General features: G+C 68.6%; 23 protein-coding genes. 6 read left to right on the plus strand and 17 right to left on the minus strand.

The window, feature by feature from the left end; all coding sequences use genetic code 11:
* Nucleotides 1–59: 59 nt before the first annotated feature.
* The gene (locus TCUR_RS28230) at nt 60–1,262 is read left to right on the plus strand and encodes a sugar ABC transporter ATPase (protein ID WP_012850858.1); all 1,203 of its coding nucleotides are present in this window, start codon (nt 60–62) and stop codon (nt 1,260–1,262) included.
* Nucleotides 1,263–1,509: 247 nt separating this feature from the next.
* Here the strand turns inward: TCUR_RS28230 and TCUR_RS02345 are convergent, their stop codons facing one another.
* The 12 genes from TCUR_RS02345 to TCUR_RS02395 all read right to left on the minus strand — a co-directional run bounded on the left by TCUR_RS02345 (nt 1,510) and on the right by TCUR_RS02395 (nt 7,900).
* The gene (locus TCUR_RS02345) at nt 1,510–2,025 is read right to left on the minus strand and encodes an SUKH-4 family immunity protein (RefSeq protein WP_012850859.1); all 516 of its coding nucleotides are present in this window, start codon (nt 2,023–2,025) and stop codon (nt 1,510–1,512) included.
* A gap of 3 nt (nt 2,026–2,028) precedes the next feature.
* Nucleotides 2,029–2,538, minus strand: a complete 510-nt coding sequence (locus tag TCUR_RS02350) for an SMI1/KNR4 family protein (RefSeq protein WP_012850860.1) — start codon at nt 2,536–2,538, stop codon at nt 2,029–2,031.
* A complete protein-coding gene (locus TCUR_RS02355; protein WP_148232899.1) occupies nt 2,535–3,098 on the minus strand; it encodes a hypothetical protein in 564 nt (187 codons plus the stop codon). Before TCUR_RS02355 ends, TCUR_RS02350 begins: the two co-directional genes overlap by 4 nt.
* A 6-nt stretch (nt 3,099–3,104) precedes the next feature.
* Entirely contained in the window at nt 3,105–3,599 is a 495-nt protein-coding gene (locus TCUR_RS02360; RefSeq protein ID WP_012850862.1) for a WXG100-like domain-containing protein, read from the minus strand.
* A gap of 2 nt (nt 3,600–3,601) precedes the next feature.
* Nucleotides 3,602–3,928, minus strand: coding sequence for a hypothetical protein (locus tag TCUR_RS02365; RefSeq protein ID WP_012850863.1), 327 nt, complete (start codon nt 3,926–3,928; stop codon nt 3,602–3,604).
* A 29-nt stretch (nt 3,929–3,957) separates the two neighbouring features.
* Nucleotides 3,958–4,371 carry a YbaB/EbfC family nucleoid-associated protein gene (locus TCUR_RS02370; protein ID WP_012850864.1) on the minus strand — a complete coding sequence of 138 codons (414 nt, stop codon included), beginning with the start codon at nt 4,369–4,371 and terminating at the stop codon, nt 3,958–3,960.
* A complete protein-coding gene (locus TCUR_RS26205) occupies nt 4,368–4,814 on the minus strand; it encodes a YbaB/EbfC family nucleoid-associated protein (RefSeq protein WP_148232900.1) in 447 nt (148 codons plus the stop codon). The genes TCUR_RS02370 and TCUR_RS26205 overlap by 4 nt, the downstream gene beginning before the upstream one ends.
* 432 nt (nt 4,815–5,246) lie before the next feature.
* Complete coding sequence (locus TCUR_RS26845) at nt 5,247–5,396, minus strand: hypothetical protein (RefSeq protein ID WP_012850865.1); 150 nt, start codon at nt 5,394–5,396, stop codon at nt 5,247–5,249.
* Between the two features lie 1,074 nt (nt 5,397–6,470).
* Nucleotides 6,471–6,662: a DUF397 domain-containing protein gene (locus TCUR_RS02380; protein ID WP_012850866.1), complete on the minus strand. Its 192-nt coding sequence runs from the start codon at nt 6,660–6,662 to the stop codon at nt 6,471–6,473.
* Between the two features lie 49 nt (nt 6,663–6,711).
* A complete protein-coding gene (locus tag TCUR_RS02385) occupies nt 6,712–6,903 on the minus strand; it encodes a DUF397 domain-containing protein (RefSeq protein ID WP_012850867.1) in 192 nt (63 codons plus the stop codon).
* 47 nt (nt 6,904–6,950) lie between these two features.
* Nucleotides 6,951–7,142, minus strand: a complete 192-nt coding sequence (locus tag TCUR_RS02390; RefSeq protein WP_012850868.1) for a DUF397 domain-containing protein — start codon at nt 7,140–7,142, stop codon at nt 6,951–6,953.
* Nucleotides 7,142–7,900: a helix-turn-helix domain-containing protein gene (locus TCUR_RS02395; RefSeq protein ID WP_052305381.1), complete on the minus strand. Its 759-nt coding sequence runs from the start codon at nt 7,898–7,900 to the stop codon at nt 7,142–7,144. Before TCUR_RS02395 ends, TCUR_RS02390 begins: the two co-directional genes overlap by 1 nt.
* 314 nt (nt 7,901–8,214) lie before the next feature.
* Between TCUR_RS02395 and TCUR_RS26850 the strand changes: the two genes are divergently transcribed.
* Both TCUR_RS26850 and TCUR_RS02405 read left to right on the plus strand, forming a co-directional pair.
* On the plus strand, nt 8,215–8,622 hold the full coding sequence (locus TCUR_RS26850; protein WP_169312981.1) for an ATP-binding protein: 408 nt from the start codon (nt 8,215–8,217) through the stop codon (nt 8,620–8,622).
* Nucleotides 8,619–8,870, plus strand: coding sequence for a hypothetical protein (locus TCUR_RS02405; protein ID WP_012850871.1), 252 nt, complete (start codon nt 8,619–8,621; stop codon nt 8,868–8,870). The genes TCUR_RS26850 and TCUR_RS02405 overlap by 4 nt, the downstream gene beginning before the upstream one ends.
* 21 nt (nt 8,871–8,891) lie before the next feature.
* Here TCUR_RS02405 and TCUR_RS02410 read toward each other — a convergent pair whose 3' ends face one another.
* Together TCUR_RS02410 and TCUR_RS24560 are read right to left on the minus strand one after the other, a co-directional pair.
* Entirely contained in the window at nt 8,892–9,956 is a 1,065-nt protein-coding gene (locus TCUR_RS02410; protein WP_012850872.1) for a rod shape-determining protein, read from the minus strand.
* A gap of 184 nt (nt 9,957–10,140) precedes the next feature.
* Nucleotides 10,141–11,184 (minus strand): effector-associated domain 2-containing protein, encoded by a 1,044-nt coding sequence (locus TCUR_RS24560; protein ID WP_012850873.1) that lies wholly within the window; start codon nt 11,182–11,184, stop codon nt 10,141–10,143.
* 334 nt (nt 11,185–11,518) lie between these two features.
* Between TCUR_RS24560 and TCUR_RS02420 the strand changes: the two genes are divergently transcribed.
* Nucleotides 11,519–11,875 carry a DUF488 domain-containing protein gene (locus TCUR_RS02420; RefSeq protein ID WP_041439242.1) on the plus strand — a complete coding sequence of 119 codons (357 nt, stop codon included), beginning with the start codon at nt 11,519–11,521 and terminating at the stop codon, nt 11,873–11,875.
* 6 nt (nt 11,876–11,881) lie between these two features.
* Here the strand turns inward: TCUR_RS02420 and TCUR_RS02425 are convergent, their stop codons facing one another.
* Both TCUR_RS02425 and TCUR_RS02430 read right to left on the minus strand, forming a co-directional pair.
* Nucleotides 11,882–14,083 (minus strand): hypothetical protein, encoded by a 2,202-nt coding sequence (locus TCUR_RS02425; RefSeq protein ID WP_041439244.1) that lies wholly within the window; start codon nt 14,081–14,083, stop codon nt 11,882–11,884.
* A gap of 8 nt (nt 14,084–14,091) precedes the next feature.
* On the minus strand, nt 14,092–15,888 hold the full coding sequence (locus TCUR_RS02430; RefSeq protein WP_012850876.1) for an HSP90 family protein: 1,797 nt from the start codon (nt 15,886–15,888) through the stop codon (nt 14,092–14,094).
* Nucleotides 15,889–16,063: 175 nt separating this feature from the next.
* Here TCUR_RS02430 and TCUR_RS02435 point away from each other — a divergent pair, with 175 nt between their 5' ends.
* Both TCUR_RS02435 and TCUR_RS02440 read left to right on the plus strand, forming a co-directional pair.
* Nucleotides 16,064–17,935, plus strand: a complete 1,872-nt coding sequence (locus tag TCUR_RS02435; protein ID WP_012850877.1) for a CASTOR/POLLUX-related putative ion channel — start codon at nt 16,064–16,066, stop codon at nt 17,933–17,935.
* Nucleotides 17,936–18,160: 225 nt separating this feature from the next.
* Nucleotides 18,161–19,000, plus strand: a complete 840-nt coding sequence (locus TCUR_RS02440; RefSeq protein WP_012850878.1) for a metallophosphoesterase family protein — start codon at nt 18,161–18,163, stop codon at nt 18,998–19,000.
* Here TCUR_RS02440 and TCUR_RS02445 read toward each other — a convergent pair whose 3' ends face one another.
* Entirely contained in the window at nt 19,001–19,522 is a 522-nt protein-coding gene (locus TCUR_RS02445) for a pyridoxamine 5'-phosphate oxidase family protein (protein ID WP_083789749.1), read from the minus strand.
* Nucleotides 19,523–19,587 lie beyond the last annotated feature (65 nt).

Consider the following 19,587-nt stretch of genomic DNA (forward strand, 5'->3'; position numbering starts at 1 on the left):
CCTGTGCCCGTTCCGGCAGGCCCTGCCGGTGGTCCGCCGGCTTCCGGCACGGCACCGATGTGCCCACCTTGGCCCGGGAGGCGGGGATCTCCCAGGCCACCGGCCACCGCTACCTCGGTGAACCCGCCCTGCAAGCCCTGCGAACCATGCGCGCCTTCGGCCGCTCCCCCGCGGCCGACCCGTCCCTGCCGAACATGTGGGAGGACGATGTGCGGCCGGCCATGGAGAGCGGCCGGGCCGCCTACCAGATCAACTGGCCGTTCGTGCATGCGTCCATGGCCGCCAACCGCCCCGACATGCTGCCCCACTTCAAATGGGCTCCTACCCGGGCATCACCGGCCCGGGTAAGGCCCCGCTGGGCGGCGGCGACTTCGCCGTCAGCGCCTACTCCCGCCACCCCGACCACGCTGTGCCTGCGCGACGCCGAAAGCCAGGAGATCGCCGCGATCCGCGACGGCCTGCCGCCGACGCTGCGCTCGCTTTATGACGACCCTCAGCTGGCCCGGGCCTACCCGATGCGCCAGGCGATCCTGGACGCCAAACTGCGGGTGCAGATGCGCACCACCATCTCCCGCCTGCAAAAAGAACTGGGCACCACCACCGTCTACGTCACCCACGACCAGGTCGAGGCGATGACCCTCGGCGACCGCATCGTGATCATGCGGGACGGCGTGGTGCAGCAGGTCGGCCCCCCGCAGGACCTTTATGACCACCCCCGCAACCTCTTCGTGGCCGGCTTCATCGGCTCACCTCCCATGAACTTCCTGCCCGCCAAGATCACCCCGGACGGCCTGCGCTCCCCGCTGGGCACCATCCCGCCGTCCGACCGGCTGCGCCGCGCCACGAGCGGCCCGAACACCCCCGACGAGGTGATCTTGGGCATCCGCCCCGAGGCGTTCGAGGACGCCGAACTGGTCCCCGACGCCGACCCGTCCACAACCTTCACCGGGACTGTGGACATCCTCGAGTCCCTGGGCGCGGAGAAGTACGCCTTCTTCGACCTGGGCACCGAGGGCATGGCCCGCTCCGAGCACCTGGAGGCCCTGGCCCGCGACCGCGGCACCCAGGACATGACCGGCACCGTCCAGATCACCACCCGCCTGGACCCCCGCTCCACGGCCACCGAGGGCCGCCCCCTGAAGGTCTGGTTCAACCCGTCCGCCATCCACCTGTTCGACCCGGCCAGCGGCATCAACCTCACCGAACAACCCCGCCCCGAGACGCCCTCCACCGGCCACGGTCGGCCGAGCCGGTCTTCATGACGTCATCGCCCAAGCAGGTCGGCACGACACCCACCCAAATCCCGGACGGAGAGCAGGGGGTACGAAGCGACCGAGCACGCCGTGGAGCCGAGGCCTGATTGGGGAATGGCGTTCATTTCAACACGTGGTCTCGGAAGCCAGAGGCAAGAGCCCTGACGATCCCCGGCGCCGGGTCGCTGCCGGCCGCAGCCTCGCCCTCGACCGCGATGCACCCCTCCCGGCCTGCGGGAACGGCGTGCGGAAAGGCTTACTGGAGTTGGTTGAAGGCGATCGACCACCAGCTTTCCGGGTCGGCGAACGCCGACGGGTCCAAGGCCGCCAGCTCGCGCCGTAGTTCGGCGGCCCTGGGTGCGCGTGTCGCCCGGCCTTGGTCGGCGCGGATGAACTGTTCGAGCCGGTAGAGGAACTCAACGAAAGTCGCCAGGGACGAGTTCACCGGTTCCAACCCGACCTGGTCGCCCAGATCGAGCAGCAGCACCCTGCCGGTGTCGCCGTCCAGGCAGTAGTACATCTTCTCGTCCGGTACGGCGCCGAGCGCCAGCAGGCCCATCGGCTCGTTGTCGCCGACCTGGATCTCCAGCACGTTGAAGAGCTTGATCTCATCGTCGATGTAGGCGGTGAACAGCAGCGGCACTTCAGCGGGGATCGCCGCTTCGGGGGAGAGCATCCGCAGATCGAAGCGGAAACGCTCCACGTGCTCAGGCGGGATGTAGAGCAGCCCGTCCTCACCCCACAGGTCGGACATCTCCTGGTGGGAAATCATTGTTCACTCCGTTGTGATGAAGCCGTGTTCGTGCAGGAAATCCGACCAGCGATCCTGGCCCCCGATCAGCTGCAGGTAGCCCTCACCGAGAAGGAAGCGGTCGATGAAGTCATCGATACTGTCGGCGAGCTGCTCGAAGCGGGTGGCCATGAAGCTGTATTCCAGCCAGGTTTCGGGAAACCACCAGATTGTGCCCGCCGTCCGCTCGATGATCAGCGGGAAATCGTTGTTGAGACCGAAACAGAGCCATCGGTCGCGATCCCCGCCCATGAGTTCGATGCTCTCGGAATCGTCTATATAGAACTGGTTGCGGTCCAGCTCCCGGTAAGAGAAGATCGCCACATCTCCGGCATTGAACCCGTCTGTGATCGCCAGCAGATCGCGCAGGCCTTCCGGAATATCCGGCATGGGATCGCGTGAACCGGGCTGAAAGTTGGCGAACATGTATGAGTCCGGAATGGTGGCCAATGTCGCCATCGCCGCTTCGAGTTTTCGCTGTACCTGTTGTCTCATTCTATGATTCTAATCCTGATCGGAGTGCCGTCTGGGAGATTTCTGATCTGTTGTCGAATTTGGTTGCCGACTTCTCGGTTGGTGAAAGCGTCCAGATACCTGAGATTATTACGCAGGTCCGCTCCGCCGAGTTGGAGCTCATGGACGTGGTCGAGCTGCATGTCCCTGGCGTTGGTGATGCGGGAGATCAGTCGTCGGGAGAAGTCGGGGTTGCGCTGTCCGTACTGTCTGTGGATCCGTCTGATGAGGTCCTGCTGGTGGGCTCTCCGGCGGTTCTGATCGCGGGGGCGCACGGGGTTGATCGCCTTGAACAGCATGTTCTCTTCGCCCAGCCGCTGCAGCGCCCTGGCTTTGCGGCGGAACTGCGCCTTCGGCATCCGGGGATCCCACCGCAGGGTGATGGTGTGCGGCTGTTGCGGGCCGTGGCGGCGTGCCCAACGAATGAAGCTGGCGGCTGCCTTGAAGACTCCCCTCGCGCTGTTCTCACGTGCAGCGCGTGGGGGGTGATATCTGATTCTCAGCAGCAGAAGTAGAGCCAGTGCCCCGATCAGTTGTTTCATGCTGGTTCAGCCGTTCAGGATGGCCTGCAGAGCCATGTCGATCAGCATGTCGATGGCGAACTTCGTGATCATCTTGAAGATCGGGATCTCCAGCAGCGAGGCCCCGAAAGTGGCCGCCGCGGTGGCGATGGCCTGGGCTATCTGGATCGCCAGTATGGTGAGTTGGATGATCACATTGATCTTCAGCGCGAGCACAATGCCGGCGCACACCATCAGTCCGGCGCCGATGATGTTGGCCGCGGTGCCGAAGTCCTCCAGATTGGCCTTCGGAGCGTCCGGCCTGTTCCAGGCATTACGGAACGCGTCGATGTCGTCGGCCCGATTGTTCTGCCAGACCTGGTGCGCGTGACCGTCGAGCTCACCGAGCGGACCTTCGTGCGCGGCGGCGAAACGCAGCCAGGCGTTGCCCATTTTCAGCAGTTCGGTCTCGTCGGCCTCGGGCCAGGTGAACCCGAGCATGGACAGCAGCGAGACCAGCTCGCCCGGTAGTTGAAGTCCCATGATCAGCCGAGTATGTCGCGGACGCGGTTGACTTCGATCACACTTGCGTCTTCGGCGGCGAAATGGTTGGCGGCCATTATTTTGACCTTGTCGGCCTGTTCCTCGAGCGCTGCGATGTTATCGGCGTAGCACTCGGCGGCGAGTTCGTAGATCGCCTGATAACAGCCACCGATCAAAGATCCGATTTCGTCGGTCCCCCAGGGCTCGCCGAAGGCGGCCAGCTCGGCTTGGAACGCCTCCCAGTCCGCCTTGAGTTGCTGGGCCGATGTGTAGATTCTGCCGCCGGCGGTTTTGATGGAATTCGGATTGACCTCGTACTGGTTTCCCATGGATGGCTCACAGATCGCTGGGACGCAGGTCAGCTTCGTTCGAAGCTGTTCATCAAGTCCTGCAGGGATCGGCTGTAGGAACGCAGCTGCTGCAGGCTGAGGTCTTGCATCTCGCGCAGTCGTTCCCGCAAGGCGTCGGCTTGCGGGCCGGTGAGCCCGGCGGCCTCGGCGGCCTTGGCCTCCAGATCGGCCAACGCCGCGTTCACGGCGGCGAGGGCGCATTCGGCCAGCCGATGGGAGCCCAGCCGAACGGCCTGCGGGGCGATCTCCACCGTCTCGATCCGTCCGCCGGACACGGCGACCGCCCGGACATGCCCGTCGGGATCGGTCCCCTCCCCGCGAACTTCGACCTGCGGACTGCGGTTGCCGAAGGAGGCCTCGATCGCCTCACGGGTGCGGGTCAACAGCTCTTCCAGCTCGGTGTGCGCGAAGTCGTGGCTCATCGTGCCTGCGCCCTCCGGATGCCAGCCTGAATCCGTGCCACGGCGTTTTCAATCCCTTGACTGATGAGCGCCATCTGCCGCAGCCCTTGTTCTTGCACGTCGCGTAGGCTCGCCAGCAAGGCAGTGAGATCGACCGGCGGTGTCTGCTCGGCCGTCGCCTTGCTCCGCATGTCGTCAAGAGCGGCGTTAACTGCCTCTGTGATCCGCTCTCCGATCCGCTCGGGCTCTAGTCGCAGTACTCGGGGGTCGAGTTCCAGACGGGTCACCCGCCCCTGAGCCGCCGTGACGTGGATCTGTCCTTCGGTGTCCTGCCCATGCCCGGGTTCGGCCTGGACATCATCACCGGGATGTTCGGTGCGAGCGGCGTCCGCACGTAGTGCGTCAAGTTGCCGCCGGGCATCCTGTAGTCGCCGTTCCAGTTCGGATCCTTGCGCATCGACCACGGGCGAATTCTACATCAACTTCCATAAACTAGATGATCTTTCGTGTTTTCGTGCAAAGATAGATGATGCACTGTTAAGTGGGCTTAAGTTGTTGACTTGGCAAGTAGGCGATCGGGGTAACCATGGCTACATGCTTGTCGATTAGGTGGTTTGTCTTACCCAATTCATGAGGTCGGTTGATCCTGGTAAAGCTGCACTCGGCTGCATTCTGAGCGTCAGGACGCCCGCGATGTCCATCACAGATCGAGCGCCGGTTCTGCGCATAGTCCGATGAAATTATCTCGGCAAGATTCCAGTGAAGCTCGCTTTCGGACGTGCCCTACTCGGCTTGACGCTTACGGGAGAAGGTCCTATAGGCCTATGGGTTTTCAGTAGACGTGCATGAGAAGCGGGATTGCGGATTCTAGGCGCATTCACAGGGAGCGTCCGGTGTCAGTGCGCCTTGACGGTCAAGTCGTCCCGTACTTCGTAGACGGTCACTCGGAGCAGATCCCGGATGCGTTGCGGGACTCGCAGTGCGGCCTTCAGAGCCGAGGAAGGCACCGCGATGGCGTAGCGGGCGCCCGGGGCCTCGTCGGTCATCCGCCGGAGCAGTTGGCCGTAGGCGATGTCGTAGTCCAGGCCGGCGTCGGAGGTAGTGCCCCTTGGCCTCGCAGATGAGGCGCTCCGAGCCGCGCACGGCTTCGATGTCGGTGCACCGGTCAGTGGCGTTACCAGCGTCCACCCCTCGAACGTCAGCCACTTGGAGAATTCCTCGACAACCTGCGCTTCCCTGATGCCGAGACAGAGTAGATCCGGGCACCGACAAACCACGGACGCGGCGCTTGATATCCCGTGCCTGGGGACGTTCGCCTTGTTGACGCGCAGATACGGCCATGAGATGGATGCTGGTCGCCTTACTGATACCGGCGAACACTCGTGACGGTCCCCTGCCCGGGCGGCTGATGACCAGGACGACGAAGGCTTGCGGCCTTTCGCGGGCATGAGCCTGCGAAGCTACGTCGGATTGCAGACGCCTGCGGAACAATGAGGTGCATGACGAACTGAAGGGAGTTGTCTCGTTGGCAGGACTGCTGCAAGGCCAGCACCTTTGGACATCGTCCAAGACCAGGACCACTGAGTCAGCGCCGCCTGCCGAACCGGGGTACGGCCGTACGTCCACCGCGTCTACCGGCCGACTTCGCGCCGTATGAACGGCGCATCGGGCTCTTCTGGTGCCCCGATTACCACGTCTACACGGCAACGAAGGTTCGTGTCCCTCGCGAGGAAGTCCTTCCCGACGCGCCGGCCGGTCTGCCGCCTTACCAACGAGAGTGGCTGCTCGCCAGCGAAGTCCGCTTGATCAAGTACCTGAACCAATTACCTGAACCGCAAGTTCAGGGAGGCCCGGTAGTTCTCGTCTCACGATCTCGCTGCTCGTCTCTCCCGGTGACCTGTCCGCCGTCCGGCCCTGATGCCGCCGGTCCCGGTGCCTTGCGACCACCGGCTCGGTGACAGTCCGGGCACCGAGCAGCCCTGCGGCGGTGTCTTCCCGGGCCGGGAGCCGCCGTTGGCTCCGGACGCGACGAGCGCGTCAAGTCCTTTGCGAGCTCAGGCCGGCCCGGCGCCGGCGGCGCCCGGACGATGGCACCGTCGTGGAGAGCTCAACGCCCTCCTTCAGGCGTGTGCTTCATCACGCTTGATGCGGTGGGTCAGGGTGCGGAAGGCGTTGGGTGTGATGGTGAGGTGGCCATGGTGGGGGTTTTTGCTGTCGCGGATGCCGATGGCATAGGGGAGGCGGGCGACCTCGACACAGTCACCGCCGTTGATGTTACTTCTGGAGCTCTTACGCCACTTCGGGGTGTCCACTGGTCCGCTGTTCCTTCGCTAGACAGAGCGATGCTGTGAGGCTCGTGCCTTAGGCGCAGAGCGCGTCCTGCTTGATGCGGCGGGTCAGAGTGTGGAAGGCGTTGGGTGTGATGGTGAGGTGGCCATGGTGGGGGTTTTTGCTGTCGCGGATGCCGATGGCATAGGGGAGGCGGGCGACCTCGACGCACTCACCGCCGTTGATGTTACTTCTGGAGCTCTTATGCCACTTCAGGGTGTCCATCGGTCTGCCACTTCCTTTGTCGGGCGGGGCGATGTTGGGTACGGGCCTCAGCGGGTGAGCTGCTCCTGCTTGATGTGGTGGGTCAGGGTGCGGAAGGCGTTGGGTGTGATGGTGAGGTGGCCGTGGTGGGGGTTCTTGCTGTCGCGGATGCCAACAGCGTGAGGGAGGCGGGCGATCTCGACGCACTCTCCCCCTTGGTTCATGCTGTAGCTGCTCTTGCGCCAAATGAGGTGGTTCATCACATGGCCCCCATGATGCGGGCTATCACGTCTCGTGACTGACACTCGGGCAGTGCGTACTGTCCGATCCAGTCATAACGTAGCCCGAATGCTCTCACTTGGGGAGCGGATGTCACTAGCCTGCCGCCTCCGTGGGCTTCTACGTAGGCCACGTCCGTAGTCTCTACGGTCAGCAGCATGAACGGGCCGTCGAGGCCGGGATGATGGCCAGCGGCTTTGGGAACCACCCGCACGCCGATGTTGGGTCGTTCGGATAGATCGAGAATGTGTGCGAGCTGAGCCTTCATTACCGCGGGGCCACCGCAGGGCAGCTCCAGTAGGGATTCGGCCAGCATGACCAGCAACGTTGGGGGATTCTCCCGATCAAGGATCGCCTGGCGGCCCATACGTTCCGCGACGGCGGCATCTACGTCCTTTACGCCACCGGCCATCAGACCGGCTCTGGCGTAGTCCGGGGTCTGGAGCAGGCCGGGGACCAGGTTGCTGTGCCAGCTTTTGATCACGGTCGCCTGGGCTTCGTGATCGATGTACTGGCGGAGCCAGTCGGGGTCGTGGCCGAGACGGGCGTAGTGGAGCAGGGTCGAGAAGAGGCCGCCGGTGTTCCAGGCCTGGTCCAGCGCCTCGCAGTCGTGGTCGGTTAGGCGGTATTCGCCGGATTCGTACCGGGAGATCGTGCTCTTGGAACGCTGGATGAGCCTGCCCACGGTTTCGCCGGTCATGTTGTGCTGTGTCCGAAGAAACCGCAGGTAGTAGGCCATGAAGTCCCATAGCGAGTTCTTTGGGTCGGGGGATGGTCTGGTCATTGATCTCCTTGGAGTTGCGGGTAGTTGCGAGGGTTTCAGGGAACGGCGACAGCCTAAGGGGAAACGGGCAGTCTTGTGGCGCAGAGAATGCAAATGTACACCCGTGGTTAGGGGTGATTATGGCGCCAGAGAAGACGCCCTGGACACTGCTCACCGAACCGATCAGAGAATCTCAGTCGTCCTCCGGGAAAGATGCGAGAGAAGTTCACAACCTACATATCTTTCCGGAGGGCGGGAAGGTGAGCCCTTGGAACGGGACACCAGGACGGGTGGAGAATTTCCAATTCGTCAAATGGGAAGTGCCCGTCACCGACCAGGCCCCCGCCCTGGTGCGCCGACGGGCGGTCGCCGTGCTGGACGGCTGGGGCATGGCGGAGGTGGCCCGGGACGCCGCCACCGTGCTGACCGAGCTGGTCACCAACGCCCGCCAGGCGGGTGCCACCCGCATGGTCGTCCTGGTCGAGGCGGACGCCGCGCCGGATCTGGTCGAGGTGTGCGTGTGGGACGACGCGCCCGGCGTGCCGTGCAAGCAGGAACCGGACCCGTGCTCCGAACGCGGCCGGGGGCTGCTCATGGTCGAGGCCCTGGCCGTCGCCTGGGGGCACCATCCCTTGAGCCTGGATGCCGAACATCCCGGAAAAGTGGTGTGGGCGGCGCTCGCCAGGAGCGGCAAGTGAACATCCAGCAGATCGCCCAGGCTCTGGAGCGCGCCCATCCGGGGTGGGTCGTCATTCCCGGCTACTACAGTGGTCACTTCACCGCCATTCCCGGGGCGTTCTACCGGTACCGCGACAGCGGCATGATCATCGCCGATGATCCCGATGAGCTGGAACGCCGCATCAGGCTCGTCGAAAAGTCCGCAGCTCAGAACGGTGCCGGGCAGCCCTCGTCCGTGCGCCGGGACGTCGCGTCGCCGGATCGGTGACGTGGGCGGCGAAAACCCGGCTCACAGGTAGCGGGGAGCGGTCAGGAAGCCGTGGCGGCGGTCGCGGCGGGAGAGCCAGCGGTGGCCGGCGGGGCGGGCGCGCTCCAGTTGGCGGGCCGCGCCCAGGACGGTGGCCTCGGACGGGGCGTCGGCGACGCGGGCGGGCAGGCCGGTGCGGGTCCACAGCAGCGTGGTCAGGCCCGACAGGCGGGCGCCGCTACCGGTCAACGTGATGCCGTTGGTGGTCAGGTCGCGGACGATCTCCGGGGGGCAGCCGGCCAGCGTCTCCCTGATCGCGCGGATCACCGACTCCATCGGGCCGGAGATGGCCGCGGCGATGTCGGCGGGGGCCAGCATGACCGGGCGGGGCAGGCCGTTGTCGGGGTCGCGGCCGGTCAGCATGAGAGGGGGGCGGCCATAGCCCCACTGGCCGTCGGCGCCCATGCGGCTTTTGGCCGTGGCGGCGTGCTCGATGCTCACCAGGGCGCTGCGGTTCCGGCGCACATAGGAGACGATCGCCTGGTCCAAGGACTCCCCGCCCACCCGTACCGTGCGGGCGGTCACCAGCGTGCCCATCGAGATCACGGCGATGTCGGTGATCACTGCGCCCAGGTCGACGATCATCACGGCGGGCGGCTCGTCCACCGGCAGCCCGGCGCCCAGGGCGGCGGCCAGCGGGGTCGGCACCAAGGTCAGCTTGCGGGCCCCGGCGCCGGCGGCGGCCACGGCCAGCGCGCGCTGCTGCACGTCGGTGATCTGGCTGGGCACGGCTATCGCCAGGCGCGGGGTGGTCAGAAAACGGCGGCCGTGGGCCACGCGCAGCAGGTGCCGCAGCATCAGCCGGGTGGCCTCCAGGTCGCCCGGCACCCCGCCTTCGAAGGGGCGGACGAACCGCACCCCGCGCGGGGCCTCGGCGTGCAGGGCCAGCGCGTGGCCGCCCGCCGCCAGGCATTGCCCGGTCCGCTCGCACAGGGCCAGCAGTGACGGGACGACCGCCACCACTCCGCGTCCCCGCACATGCACCCGGGAGGTCCGGCTGCCGGGATCGATGGCGGTGTCGCGGCAGGGGAAATCGCGGAGCGGCATGCTCGGCTTCCCTTCCGGGCGGGGGACGCGCGGTCCTGAGAGAGGAGCCGGAGCCCGGCGGCGGGCACCGGCAGGCCGTTACCTACCCGGCGGCTCGCCGATAATCGTCAAGCAGTAGGAAAGAACCCTTCTTCGGTCAACAACCCCCAGAAGTAAATTCCACGGGGCAAAACGCCCTGTCGCTTCAGTTCGTCCAGCCCATCCGGGCCACCAGCTCCCGCAGCGCCATCATCTGCGCGGTGTCGCCGGTGTACTCGTGGATCAGGCCGATCAGCTCCTCCAGGCCGTCGGGGTACTCGGCGCAGGTGCGCACGATCGACAGCCAGTCGGTCTGCGGCCTGGAGCGCCGGGCGATCCGGATGCGGATGTCCTGGCGCAGCGAGTCCACCACGTCGTCCCGGCCCTCGCTGGTGCGCATGTGGGGGATCGCCAGGATCCGGTTGACCAGCTCGAACTGCCCCGCCACCTCCGGCCGCAGGGCCGGTTCCCCGTTCGGGCCGGGGATGTGCACCTCGGCCCGCGGCTCCTGGGAGGGACGCCGCCCGGCCTGCACCAGCTCCTGGGAGGACCCGTTGGGGCTCGGGGGCGAGGGCCCGCCGCCGGCGCGGACGCCGCCCAGGCCGCGCCGGTCGCCGGGGATGCGCAGCCAGCCCGTGGCGTGGGTGGTCTTGACGTGGACCTCCACCGGGCGGAACTCCTCCGGGTCGATCAGCCCGCGGGCGTCCCGGATCACCGCGTCGTACATCTCCTGCGAGACCAGCACCCCCAGCACCGCGCCGGACTCGGCCATCTCCTCCTTGAAGGGCGGGGCGTCCAGCAGGCGGCGCAGGTGGTTGACGTCGCTGCCGACGATGCCCTTGGCGTTGGCCTTGGCCCGTCCGATGTGCAGGGCCACCCGCAGCCGGATCTGCGCGACGTCCGCCGACAGCTCGTTGTGGTCCAGCACCTTGCCGCGCAGCAGGCCGATCAGCGGATGCACCAGCAGGGACGGATCCAGCTCCGGCGGCAGCAGCACCAAGGCGCCGTCCCCCCGGTCCTCCTGGTAGCAGGACTCCGGGGGCAGCCCGGACTCCGCGAAGGCGCTCTCCAGAATGGAATACAGCTTCTGGTGCAGGTGCTCGCGGGCGCGGTCGGACCGGAGCGGGTCGGAAAAACCCACGATGTCGCAGGCGAACAGGCTGCAGTTGCCCGCCGGCCGCCAGCCGTCCCGGCCGCCGAAGCTTCCCATGACCCTTAGGTTCCCCTCAGCTTCATTGGACGCCGATTCAACCGTTCATTCGATATTTCACGCCATGGACAAGGCCGGGAATATGCCATCAGACGCAGAATCGAACCCTCGATGTGATTTACGGTGCGTTCTTCACGGCGGTGCGGGACGCGGCCGGGGCCGGTGCGCCGAACTTTCTCAACGCCCGGCCCAAGGCACCGCGAACGGGGGCCTCGATGGTGCCAAGCCCCAGGTCGCGGCATCCCCGTCCCGGCCTGGGGAGGTCGAAGAGACCGAGGACGATGCGCAGGCGGGGCACCGGAGAGTTCCGTGGATGCCCGGGCGGTGTGCGGGTATGCCTACCGGTGTGATCGAGATCCGCCGGGTCTACGACGGGCCGCCCGACCATGGCGCGGTGTTCCTGGTCGACCGGGTGTGGCCGCGCGGGGTGCGCAAAGAAGAACTGCGTCTGGACGGCTGGGCGCGCGAGGCCGCCCCCTCCACCGAGCTGCGCCGCTGGTTCGGGCACCGGCCCGAACGCTTCGCGCAGTTCGCCGACCGCTACCGGCGCGAACTGGACGCCCGCCCCGACGCGGTGCGGCCCCTGCTGGAGGCGGCCCGCCGCGGCCCGCTCACCCTGCTGTACTCGGCCAGGGACACCGAGCACAACCAGGCCGTCGTGCTGCGCGACTACCTGAACGACCACCTATAGAGAAGGTCACTCGGACATCGCGAAGGCGTTCTCGACCCGGGCGGCCTCCTCCGGGCGGCCCAGGTCGCGCAGCACCTCGGCCAGCAACCGGGCGGCGCTCTCCTGCTCGTTCCGGTGCTCTTCGTCGGCGGCGGGTTCGGCGAGCGCGCGGCGCAGCACCCCCGCCGCCTCCTCCAGCCGTCCCAGCGCGCCCAGCAGCTCCCCGGTCAGCGTCGCGGCGCGGGTGGCCATGGCGGGAAGACCCAGCTCGCGGAGCGCCGCCGAGGCCCGCTCGGCGCTTTGCAGGCCCTCCTCCAGGCGGCCGACGGCGGACAGCACCCGGGCGGTGTCGAAATCCGTGAACGCCCGCTGCTCGGCGGCGTGCGGATCGCCGGCGGGCAGGCCGCCGGCCACGGCGCGGGCCCGGCCGATGAGGTCGGCGGCCCGTTCGGGCCGGTCCGACCAGACCGCGGTGAGGGCCGCCCGGCGCAGGCAGGACAGCTGCGCCGGCACATCGCCCAGGGCGGCGTAACCGTCGGCGGCGGACTCAAGCAGCGCCGAGGCCTCCTCGTCGCGGTCCAGGTCGCTGAGGATCTGGGCCTCCTCCCGGTCCAGCCGCGGCAGCCGCACCGGCTCGGGAGCGTCCTCGCTTTGCAGGCGGCGCATCTCCGCCACCATCTTCAGGGCGTCCTCGTGCTGGCCCAGCGCCGGGTAGGCGCGCACCAGCACCCAGCGGCACTGCAGCCCGGTGTACTCCCGCTGCCGGTCCTCGGGGACGTCCGGCAGGGCCTCCTCGGCGACCTCGGCGGCATCCAGCATGCGACCCGCCGACAGGTAGGCGGTGGCCAGGTCCACCCGGGCGTAGGTCGCCAGCCGCCGGTTGCCCAGCGCGGTGAACCGGGCGACGGCCTCGATGAACTCCGGGATCGCCGCGTCGAACCGGCCCTCCTCCGACAGGGCCGCGCCGCGCCGGGCGTGCGCCACGGCCTCCTCATAAGCCCGGCGCAGCGCCTGCTCGTCCGGTGCGCTCGGCCCGGAACCGCCGGCGGGCGCCGCGGCCCGCCCCTGCGCCCCGGCCGGCGGGACGGACGGCCGGTGGGCGGCCAGCGGGGACAGCGGCAGATGCGCCACCGACGGCCCGGCGGCGATGACGGCCCGGACCCGGTCACCGGCGAGGGTGCTGCCGGTGCTCCGGTCGAGACGCTCGGCGAACTCCAGGGCGTCCTTGCGGAACTCCTCCAGCAGCTCCCGGTAGGTCCACTCCTCGTCCTCGGTCTCCCCCAGCTCGGGGTTGGCCGGCCAGACCAGGACCTCCTCGCCGCGCCCGGCCTCGACCATGGCCCGGCACATCAGCGCCGCCGACGCCGCCAGGTCCATGTCGTGCTCGGTGAGCGGCGCGTTCTCCAGCATCTCCAGGTTGCGTTTGAACAGGGTGAGGGCCTGTTCGAGGTTGCCGGTCACCACGCAGAAGTGCAGCAGCCGCGCCAGGTCGGCCTGCGGGAGCTTGTGCCGCACCGCCATCCGGTAGGCGTCCCGGGCCTCCTCCAGGCGGCCGGTCCGCAGGTACGGCAGCGTCAGCAGGGCGAGGGTGCGGTGCGGCTGGTCGTCGGTCAGGCAGGGCAGCAGCCCGGCCAGCAGCGGCTCGGCGGCGGCGATGGCCTCCTCGTCCCGGCCGGTCCGCTCCAGGTAGCGGACCTGCATCATGTGCATGCAGGCCGGGCAGGTGTAGTCGGGGGCCTGCAGGTGCCGCAGTTCCGCCAGGCTCCGGTCGCCCAGCTCGGTGTCGCCGGTCGCCTCGGCCAGCATCACCCGCAGGGAGCAGATCATGTACCGGTCGTCGCGGTCCGGCCGGCAGTGCCGTTCCATGTCGTCCAGCAGCCTGCGCACCGTGGCGGGGGAGTAGTCCGGCAGCCCGGTCATCACCAGGCCCAGCACCCCGAACTGCCACCACAGCCGGTCCTGTTGATCCTCGTCGAAGGCGCCGGGATCGGCCACGTGCAGCGCCACCGTCTGAGCGAAGGCGGTCAGGGCGTCGTTGACCTCGGAGACGTCCCGGGCGTCGGCGGCGATCATCGCGTCCACCAGGCCGAGCCGGGCGTCGATCAGCAGGTCGGTCATCCCGGCGGCCGCGGCGTGCCCGACCGCCTTGCGGAAGGCGGTGACCTGCGCCTGGCTGGGCGGCAGCTCCTCGGCCTCCGCCAGCAACGCCGTCAGCCGCCTGCGGGACATTCGCACTGTCAGCCCTCCGAGGTGTTGTGCATGGCCCATTCGACGAGGCCGAGGAACGACCGGTTGAGCACCGCGGTGTCGGCCGGGCGCATCGGGCGGCGGCTTTGCAGCAGCGCGTGCCCGTACAGCGCCTCCACCGTCAACCGCACCAGCAGCGGGTCGCCGACCCCGGTCATCCGCCGCACCAGCGGGTTGTTGTAGTTGAACACCAGTTGGGGACGGGCCTGCCGGGCCGGGCGGTCCTCCTCGCCGGCGATGTCGTCCAGCAGGTCCGCCCACGCCCCCACGGCCGACTCGAGGGCCGAGCGGTGCTCGGCCCGGCGTTCGGCCTGCCGGCTCTCCAGCAGCAGCACCGGCAGCCCCACCGGCTGGTAGGCCCGGATCACCGGCTCGCAGCCCAGCCGCTCCAAAGCGGTGCGGGCCACCTCCAGGAAGTCCCGCACCACCAGTTCGGTCTGCGGGTCCAGGACGTCCATGCGAGTGGTCAGCTCGGCCGGGTCCAGCGGGGCCACGTCGATGTCGGGGTCCAGCAGCGGCAGCCGGTTCAAGATCTCGGCCTCGTAGGTGTAACCGCCGTTGATCAGGCCCACGCCCTGCGCCGCGGCCACCGCCGCCAGCTGGGCGAACTCCTCGGCGTCGGTGGTGTAGCGGATCCGGCCGTGGCGGCGGCGGAACTCCGCGGCCGTCATGTCCCCGTCGCTGGTCTCCAGCTCCAGCCACCGGTCCACCAGGCGCAGCATCTCGATGTCGTGCACGGCCATCGCCTTGACGCCCAGGTGGTGCACCTGCAGGAACCGCCGCAGCCGGGCCGGGGAGGTCGCCGCCAGCCGCACCAGCCAGGCCCGGATCTGCTCGCCCAGCGCCTGCCGGGTCTCCTCCAGCAGGTCGTCCTCATACAGCTGCTCGCGGTCGGCGGTGGGGCGCAGCTCGGTGGCGTTCACCACGCAGCGCACGAAGAACGCCCAGTCCGGCAGCAGCCGCTCCACCCGGTCGCCCAGCAGCATCCGCTTCAGGTAGACCCGGTGGGCGGGGCGGGCGCTGGGGCTGACGGCCTCCGGCAGCACGAAGGCGACCCCGCTCAGCCCGGCCGCCGGCACCGACAGCTCCACCACGTCCAGCGGCTGCATGCCCAGCGCGCGGTCGGCGTACCGCAGCAGCGCCTCCCGCCGCGCCCGCGGGTCGGGATGGGAGACCAGCCAGGGCGGCTCGCCCTCGGTCACCGTCCGGCCGGCGACCTGGACCGGATAGGGCAGGAACCGGCCGAACTCGCAGGCCAGCTCGGTGACGGTCTCCTCCGACAGCCACTGCGCCGCGCCGGGACGGGCCCGCAGCGTCACCGTGGTGCCCGGCTCGGGGCGCGGCCCGGCGGGCTCGACCGTGTAGTGGCCGTCGCAGTGGCCCAGCCAGCGCACCGTGGCGGCGTCCGGCACGGCGGCGCTGCGGGTGACCACCTCCACCTCGTCGGCGACCAGGAAGCACGACAGCAGCCCGATGCCGAACTGCCCCAAAAACTCCTGCCGGGCGAAACCCAGCTCGTCCCGCTTGGCGGAACGGCCGATGGTGGCCAGCAGTTCGTGCACCTGCTCTTCGGTCAGGCCCACGCCGTTGTCGTGCACCCGCAGCGTGCCGTCCCCGGTCACCGAGGGCGGTTCGATGCGCACCAGCGGGTCGGCGGGGGTGTGCGCGCTCAGCGCGTCCACCGCGTTCTGCAGCAATTCCCGCAGATAGGCGCGTGGGCTGCGGTACAGGTGGCGGCTGAGCAAATCGACCACGCCTCGCACATCGACGCTGAAGGAATGGCGCACCGGCCGGCACCTCCGTCGGCACAACTGGTGAAAGGACAGGGAAACCCTGCCGCACCGCACGGGCGCCCGGCATCCGATTTGCCGGACCTGGCCGTTTGGGGGTGATCTTTGCGGTAATCGCTGTTGGGCTCTGAAGTGCACTGATAACGTGCGGCCGGGGAAAACGGAGGTGCGGGTGGCGCGGATCAGGTGGCGGGACCGGGTGCGCTACTGGTTCGACAACACCATGTCCAAAGGCACCCCGGCGCTGATCGGGTGGCTCGGCATGGCCTCCGCCGTGCTGATCGTCACGGTGGCGACGCTGGCGGTGTGGATCACCCCCCGCGACGCCGACGACAACGGCCACTGGGCCGGGGTGCTGTGGCGCAGCCTGCTGCGGACGCTGGACGCCGGGACGATGGGCGACGACACCGGCAGCGCCCCCTACCTGGCGCTGATGCTGACGGCCACCTTCGGCGGGCTGCTGATCGTCAGCGCCTTCATCGGCGTGCTCACCACCGGGCTGGAGGCCAAGCTCACCGAGCTGCGCAAGGGCCGCTCCCGGATCGTCGAAAGCGGCCACACGGTGATCCTGGGCTGGTCGGACCAGGTGTTCACGGTGCTGTCGGAGCTGGCCGAGGCCAACCAGGGCCGCCGCCGCACCACCGTGGCGATCCTGGCCGACTGCGACAAGGTCGAGATGGAGGACGCCATCCGCGCCCGCGTCGGCGACACCGGCCGCATCCGCGTGGTGTGCCGGCACGGCAACCCGCTGAAGGTGGGCGACCTGGAGCTGGTCAGCCCGTCCACGGCCCGTTCCATCATGGTGCTGGCGCCGCCGGGCGGCGACCCCGACACCTATGTGATCAAGGTGCTGCTGTCGCTGAACACCCGGTCCTGGGACGAGCCGCGGCCGCACGTGGTGGCCGCCGTGCAGGACTCGGCCAACCTGCCCGCCGCCCGCCTGGCCGGCGGCCCGGCCGCCCAGGTGATCGACGCCGACGACATCGCCATCCGGCTCATCGTGCAGTCGCACCGCCAGTCCGGCCTGTCGCAGGTGTGCACCGACCTGCTGGACTTCAAGGGCCATGAGTTCTACATGCGGGCCGAGCCGAGCCTGGCGGGCACCACCTACGGGGAGGCGCTGCTGGCCTATGAGCTGGGCATCCCCGTGGGGCTGCGGCGCGACGGCAAATCCCAGCTCAACCCGCCGATGGACACCGTGATCGCCCCCGGCGACGAGGTGATCGTGCTGGCCGAGGACGACCTGCTGATCAAACTGGCCGCCGCCCGTCCGCCGGTGGTGGAGGAGGCGATCGAGACCGCCCGCGCCCACCCGGCCGCGCCCAGCCGCACGCTGATGCTGGGCTGGAACCACCGCGCCCCCAAGATCATCCGGCTGCTGGACGAGTTCGTGGAGGCCGGTTCGGAACTGACCGTCGCCGGGCTGTGCGCCGACCCCCGCGCGCACTTGGCCGACCTGCGCAACCTGCGGATCGGCTTCGTCTACGGCGACGACACCTCCCGCACGTTCCTGGACTCCCTCGACGTCGGCTCCTACCAGCACGTGGTGGTGCTGTCGGACGAGGCGTTCGAACCGCCCCTGGCCGATGCCCGCACCCTGGTCACCTTGCTGCACCTGCGCGACATGGAAGAGGAGCTGGGCGACCCCTACTCCATCGTCAGCGAGATCAACGACGACGCCGACCGGGAGGTCGCCCAGGTCACCAAGGCCGACGACTTCGTGGTCAGCGACAAGCTGATCAGCTTGATGCTCACCCAGCTCAGCGAGAACCGGCACCTGCACGAGGTCTTCTTCGACCTTTTGGACCCGGCCGGCTCGGAGATCTACCTCAAACCCGCCGCGGACTACCTGACGCCGGGCGTGGAGGCGAACTTCGCCACGGTGATCGAGGCGGCCCGGCGCCGCGGCCAGACCGCCATCGGCTACCGGCGGTGGGAGGACTTCCACGAGCCGCCGACCTACGGCATCGTCCTCAACCCCGACAAGACCGCCCCGCTGACCCTCTCGGCCGACGACCGCGTCATCGTCATCGCCGAAGACTGAACCTTTTCCACCACGTGCTCCAGGGCACCGGGGACGGGAGCCCGGGTGGTCTCCGGTGCCGCGACGTTGCAGGTCACAGCATTGCCCCTGACCGCGAGGCTCCCGTTCCGGCCTGCGGAAACGGCGTGTTGAAAAAGTCTCATCGAAACCGCTTCCGCGTCGGCGAAAGCCCACGGGTTACGCTTCGCCCGAGGGATCCGCGCAGCGTCCGGCCGAGGTGATCACATGAGTTCCGCCGCGCCCGTGCTCTTTGCCGCCAGCGACCTGCACGTCGGGCACCGGGAGAACCGGGCGCTGGTGGAGGCGGTCCGGCCGTCCTCGCCGGGCGACTGGCTGATCGTCGCCGGGGACGTGGGGGAGAAGATCGCCGACATCGAGTGGGCGCTGCGCACCCTGGCCGGCCGGTTCGCCAAAGTGATCTGGACGCCGGGCAACCACGAGCTGTGGACGGCGCCCGGCGAGGACCAGGAGCTGCGCGGGGAGAAACGCTACCGGTACCTGGTGGAGATGTGCCGCACCCTGGGCGTCCTCACCCCCGAGGACCCTTATGCGGTCTGGGAGGGGCCGGGCGGGCCGGTCACGATCGCCCCGCTGTTCCTGCTCTACGACTACACCTTCCGCCCCGACGGCGCGTCCACCAAGGAAGAAGGACTGGCCATCGCCTATGAGACCGGGGTGGTGTGCACCGACGAGATGCTGCTGCACCCCGACCCCTACCCCGACCGGGAGAGCTGGTGCGCCGCCAGGATCGCCGAGACCGAGCGGCGGCTGGCCCAGCGCCCGCAAGGGCTGCCCACGGTGCTGGTCAACCACTTCCCGCTGATCCGGGAACCGACCCGGGTGCTGCGCTATCCCCAGTTCGCCCAATGGTGCGGCACCGAACGCACCGACGATTGGCATGTGCGCTATGAGGCGTCCGTCGTGGTGTACGGGCACCTGCACATCCCGCGGACGATCTGGCGGGACGGCGTGCGCTTTGAGGAGGTCTCGCTGGGCTACCCGCGCGAATGGCGCCACCGCGGCACCCCGCCCGTCCTGCGGAAGGTCTTCCCGGACGTCTCGTGATCAAGGGGTGGCGTTTTTGCGCACCCGGCGGCCGGTGATGCGGTGGGTGCGGATGCGGATGAAGTGGTGCAGCGGCTCCGGCGACCACGGGTAAAGCGGCAGCCGCAGCAGCCGGACGACCTGACCGGGATCGCGGACGGCCTCGGCCTGCCCGACGAGCGTGACGGTCCACCCGGCCCCGGTCTCAGGGTCGAGGTCGTCGGCCTCGAAGGCGACGACGGCCCGGCGGGTGGCGGCGGCCAGCTTGGTCCCCGGGCGGGTGCGGATGATGATGTCCTCGCCGTCCAGGGCGAAGTTGACCGGCTGGATCGCCGGCAGGGCGCGGTCGGTGAAGACGATCCGGCCGATCGACGCGGTGCGCAGCAGGGCCAGGCACTCTTGAGGAGACAACGACGCGACCTGCCCCCCGTCCCCCGGTGGATGCCGGGTGCCCGGAGCCGGGAGCGGAGCCGGCGGGTCCTGCGGCCCGGGATGCTCCAGGACCTCCTGCCGGTCCCGGAACCAGTGCTGGTCGATGTTCATGTGTCCAGGTTCGGTGCGCGGCGGCCGATCGATCAGGGGCGAACGTCCCCGGCTCAAGGTCCCGG

The sequence above is a fragment of the Thermomonospora curvata DSM 43183 genome (genome assembly GCF_000024385.1).
Lineage (GTDB): Bacteria > Actinomycetota > Actinomycetes > Streptosporangiales > Streptosporangiaceae > Thermomonospora > Thermomonospora curvata.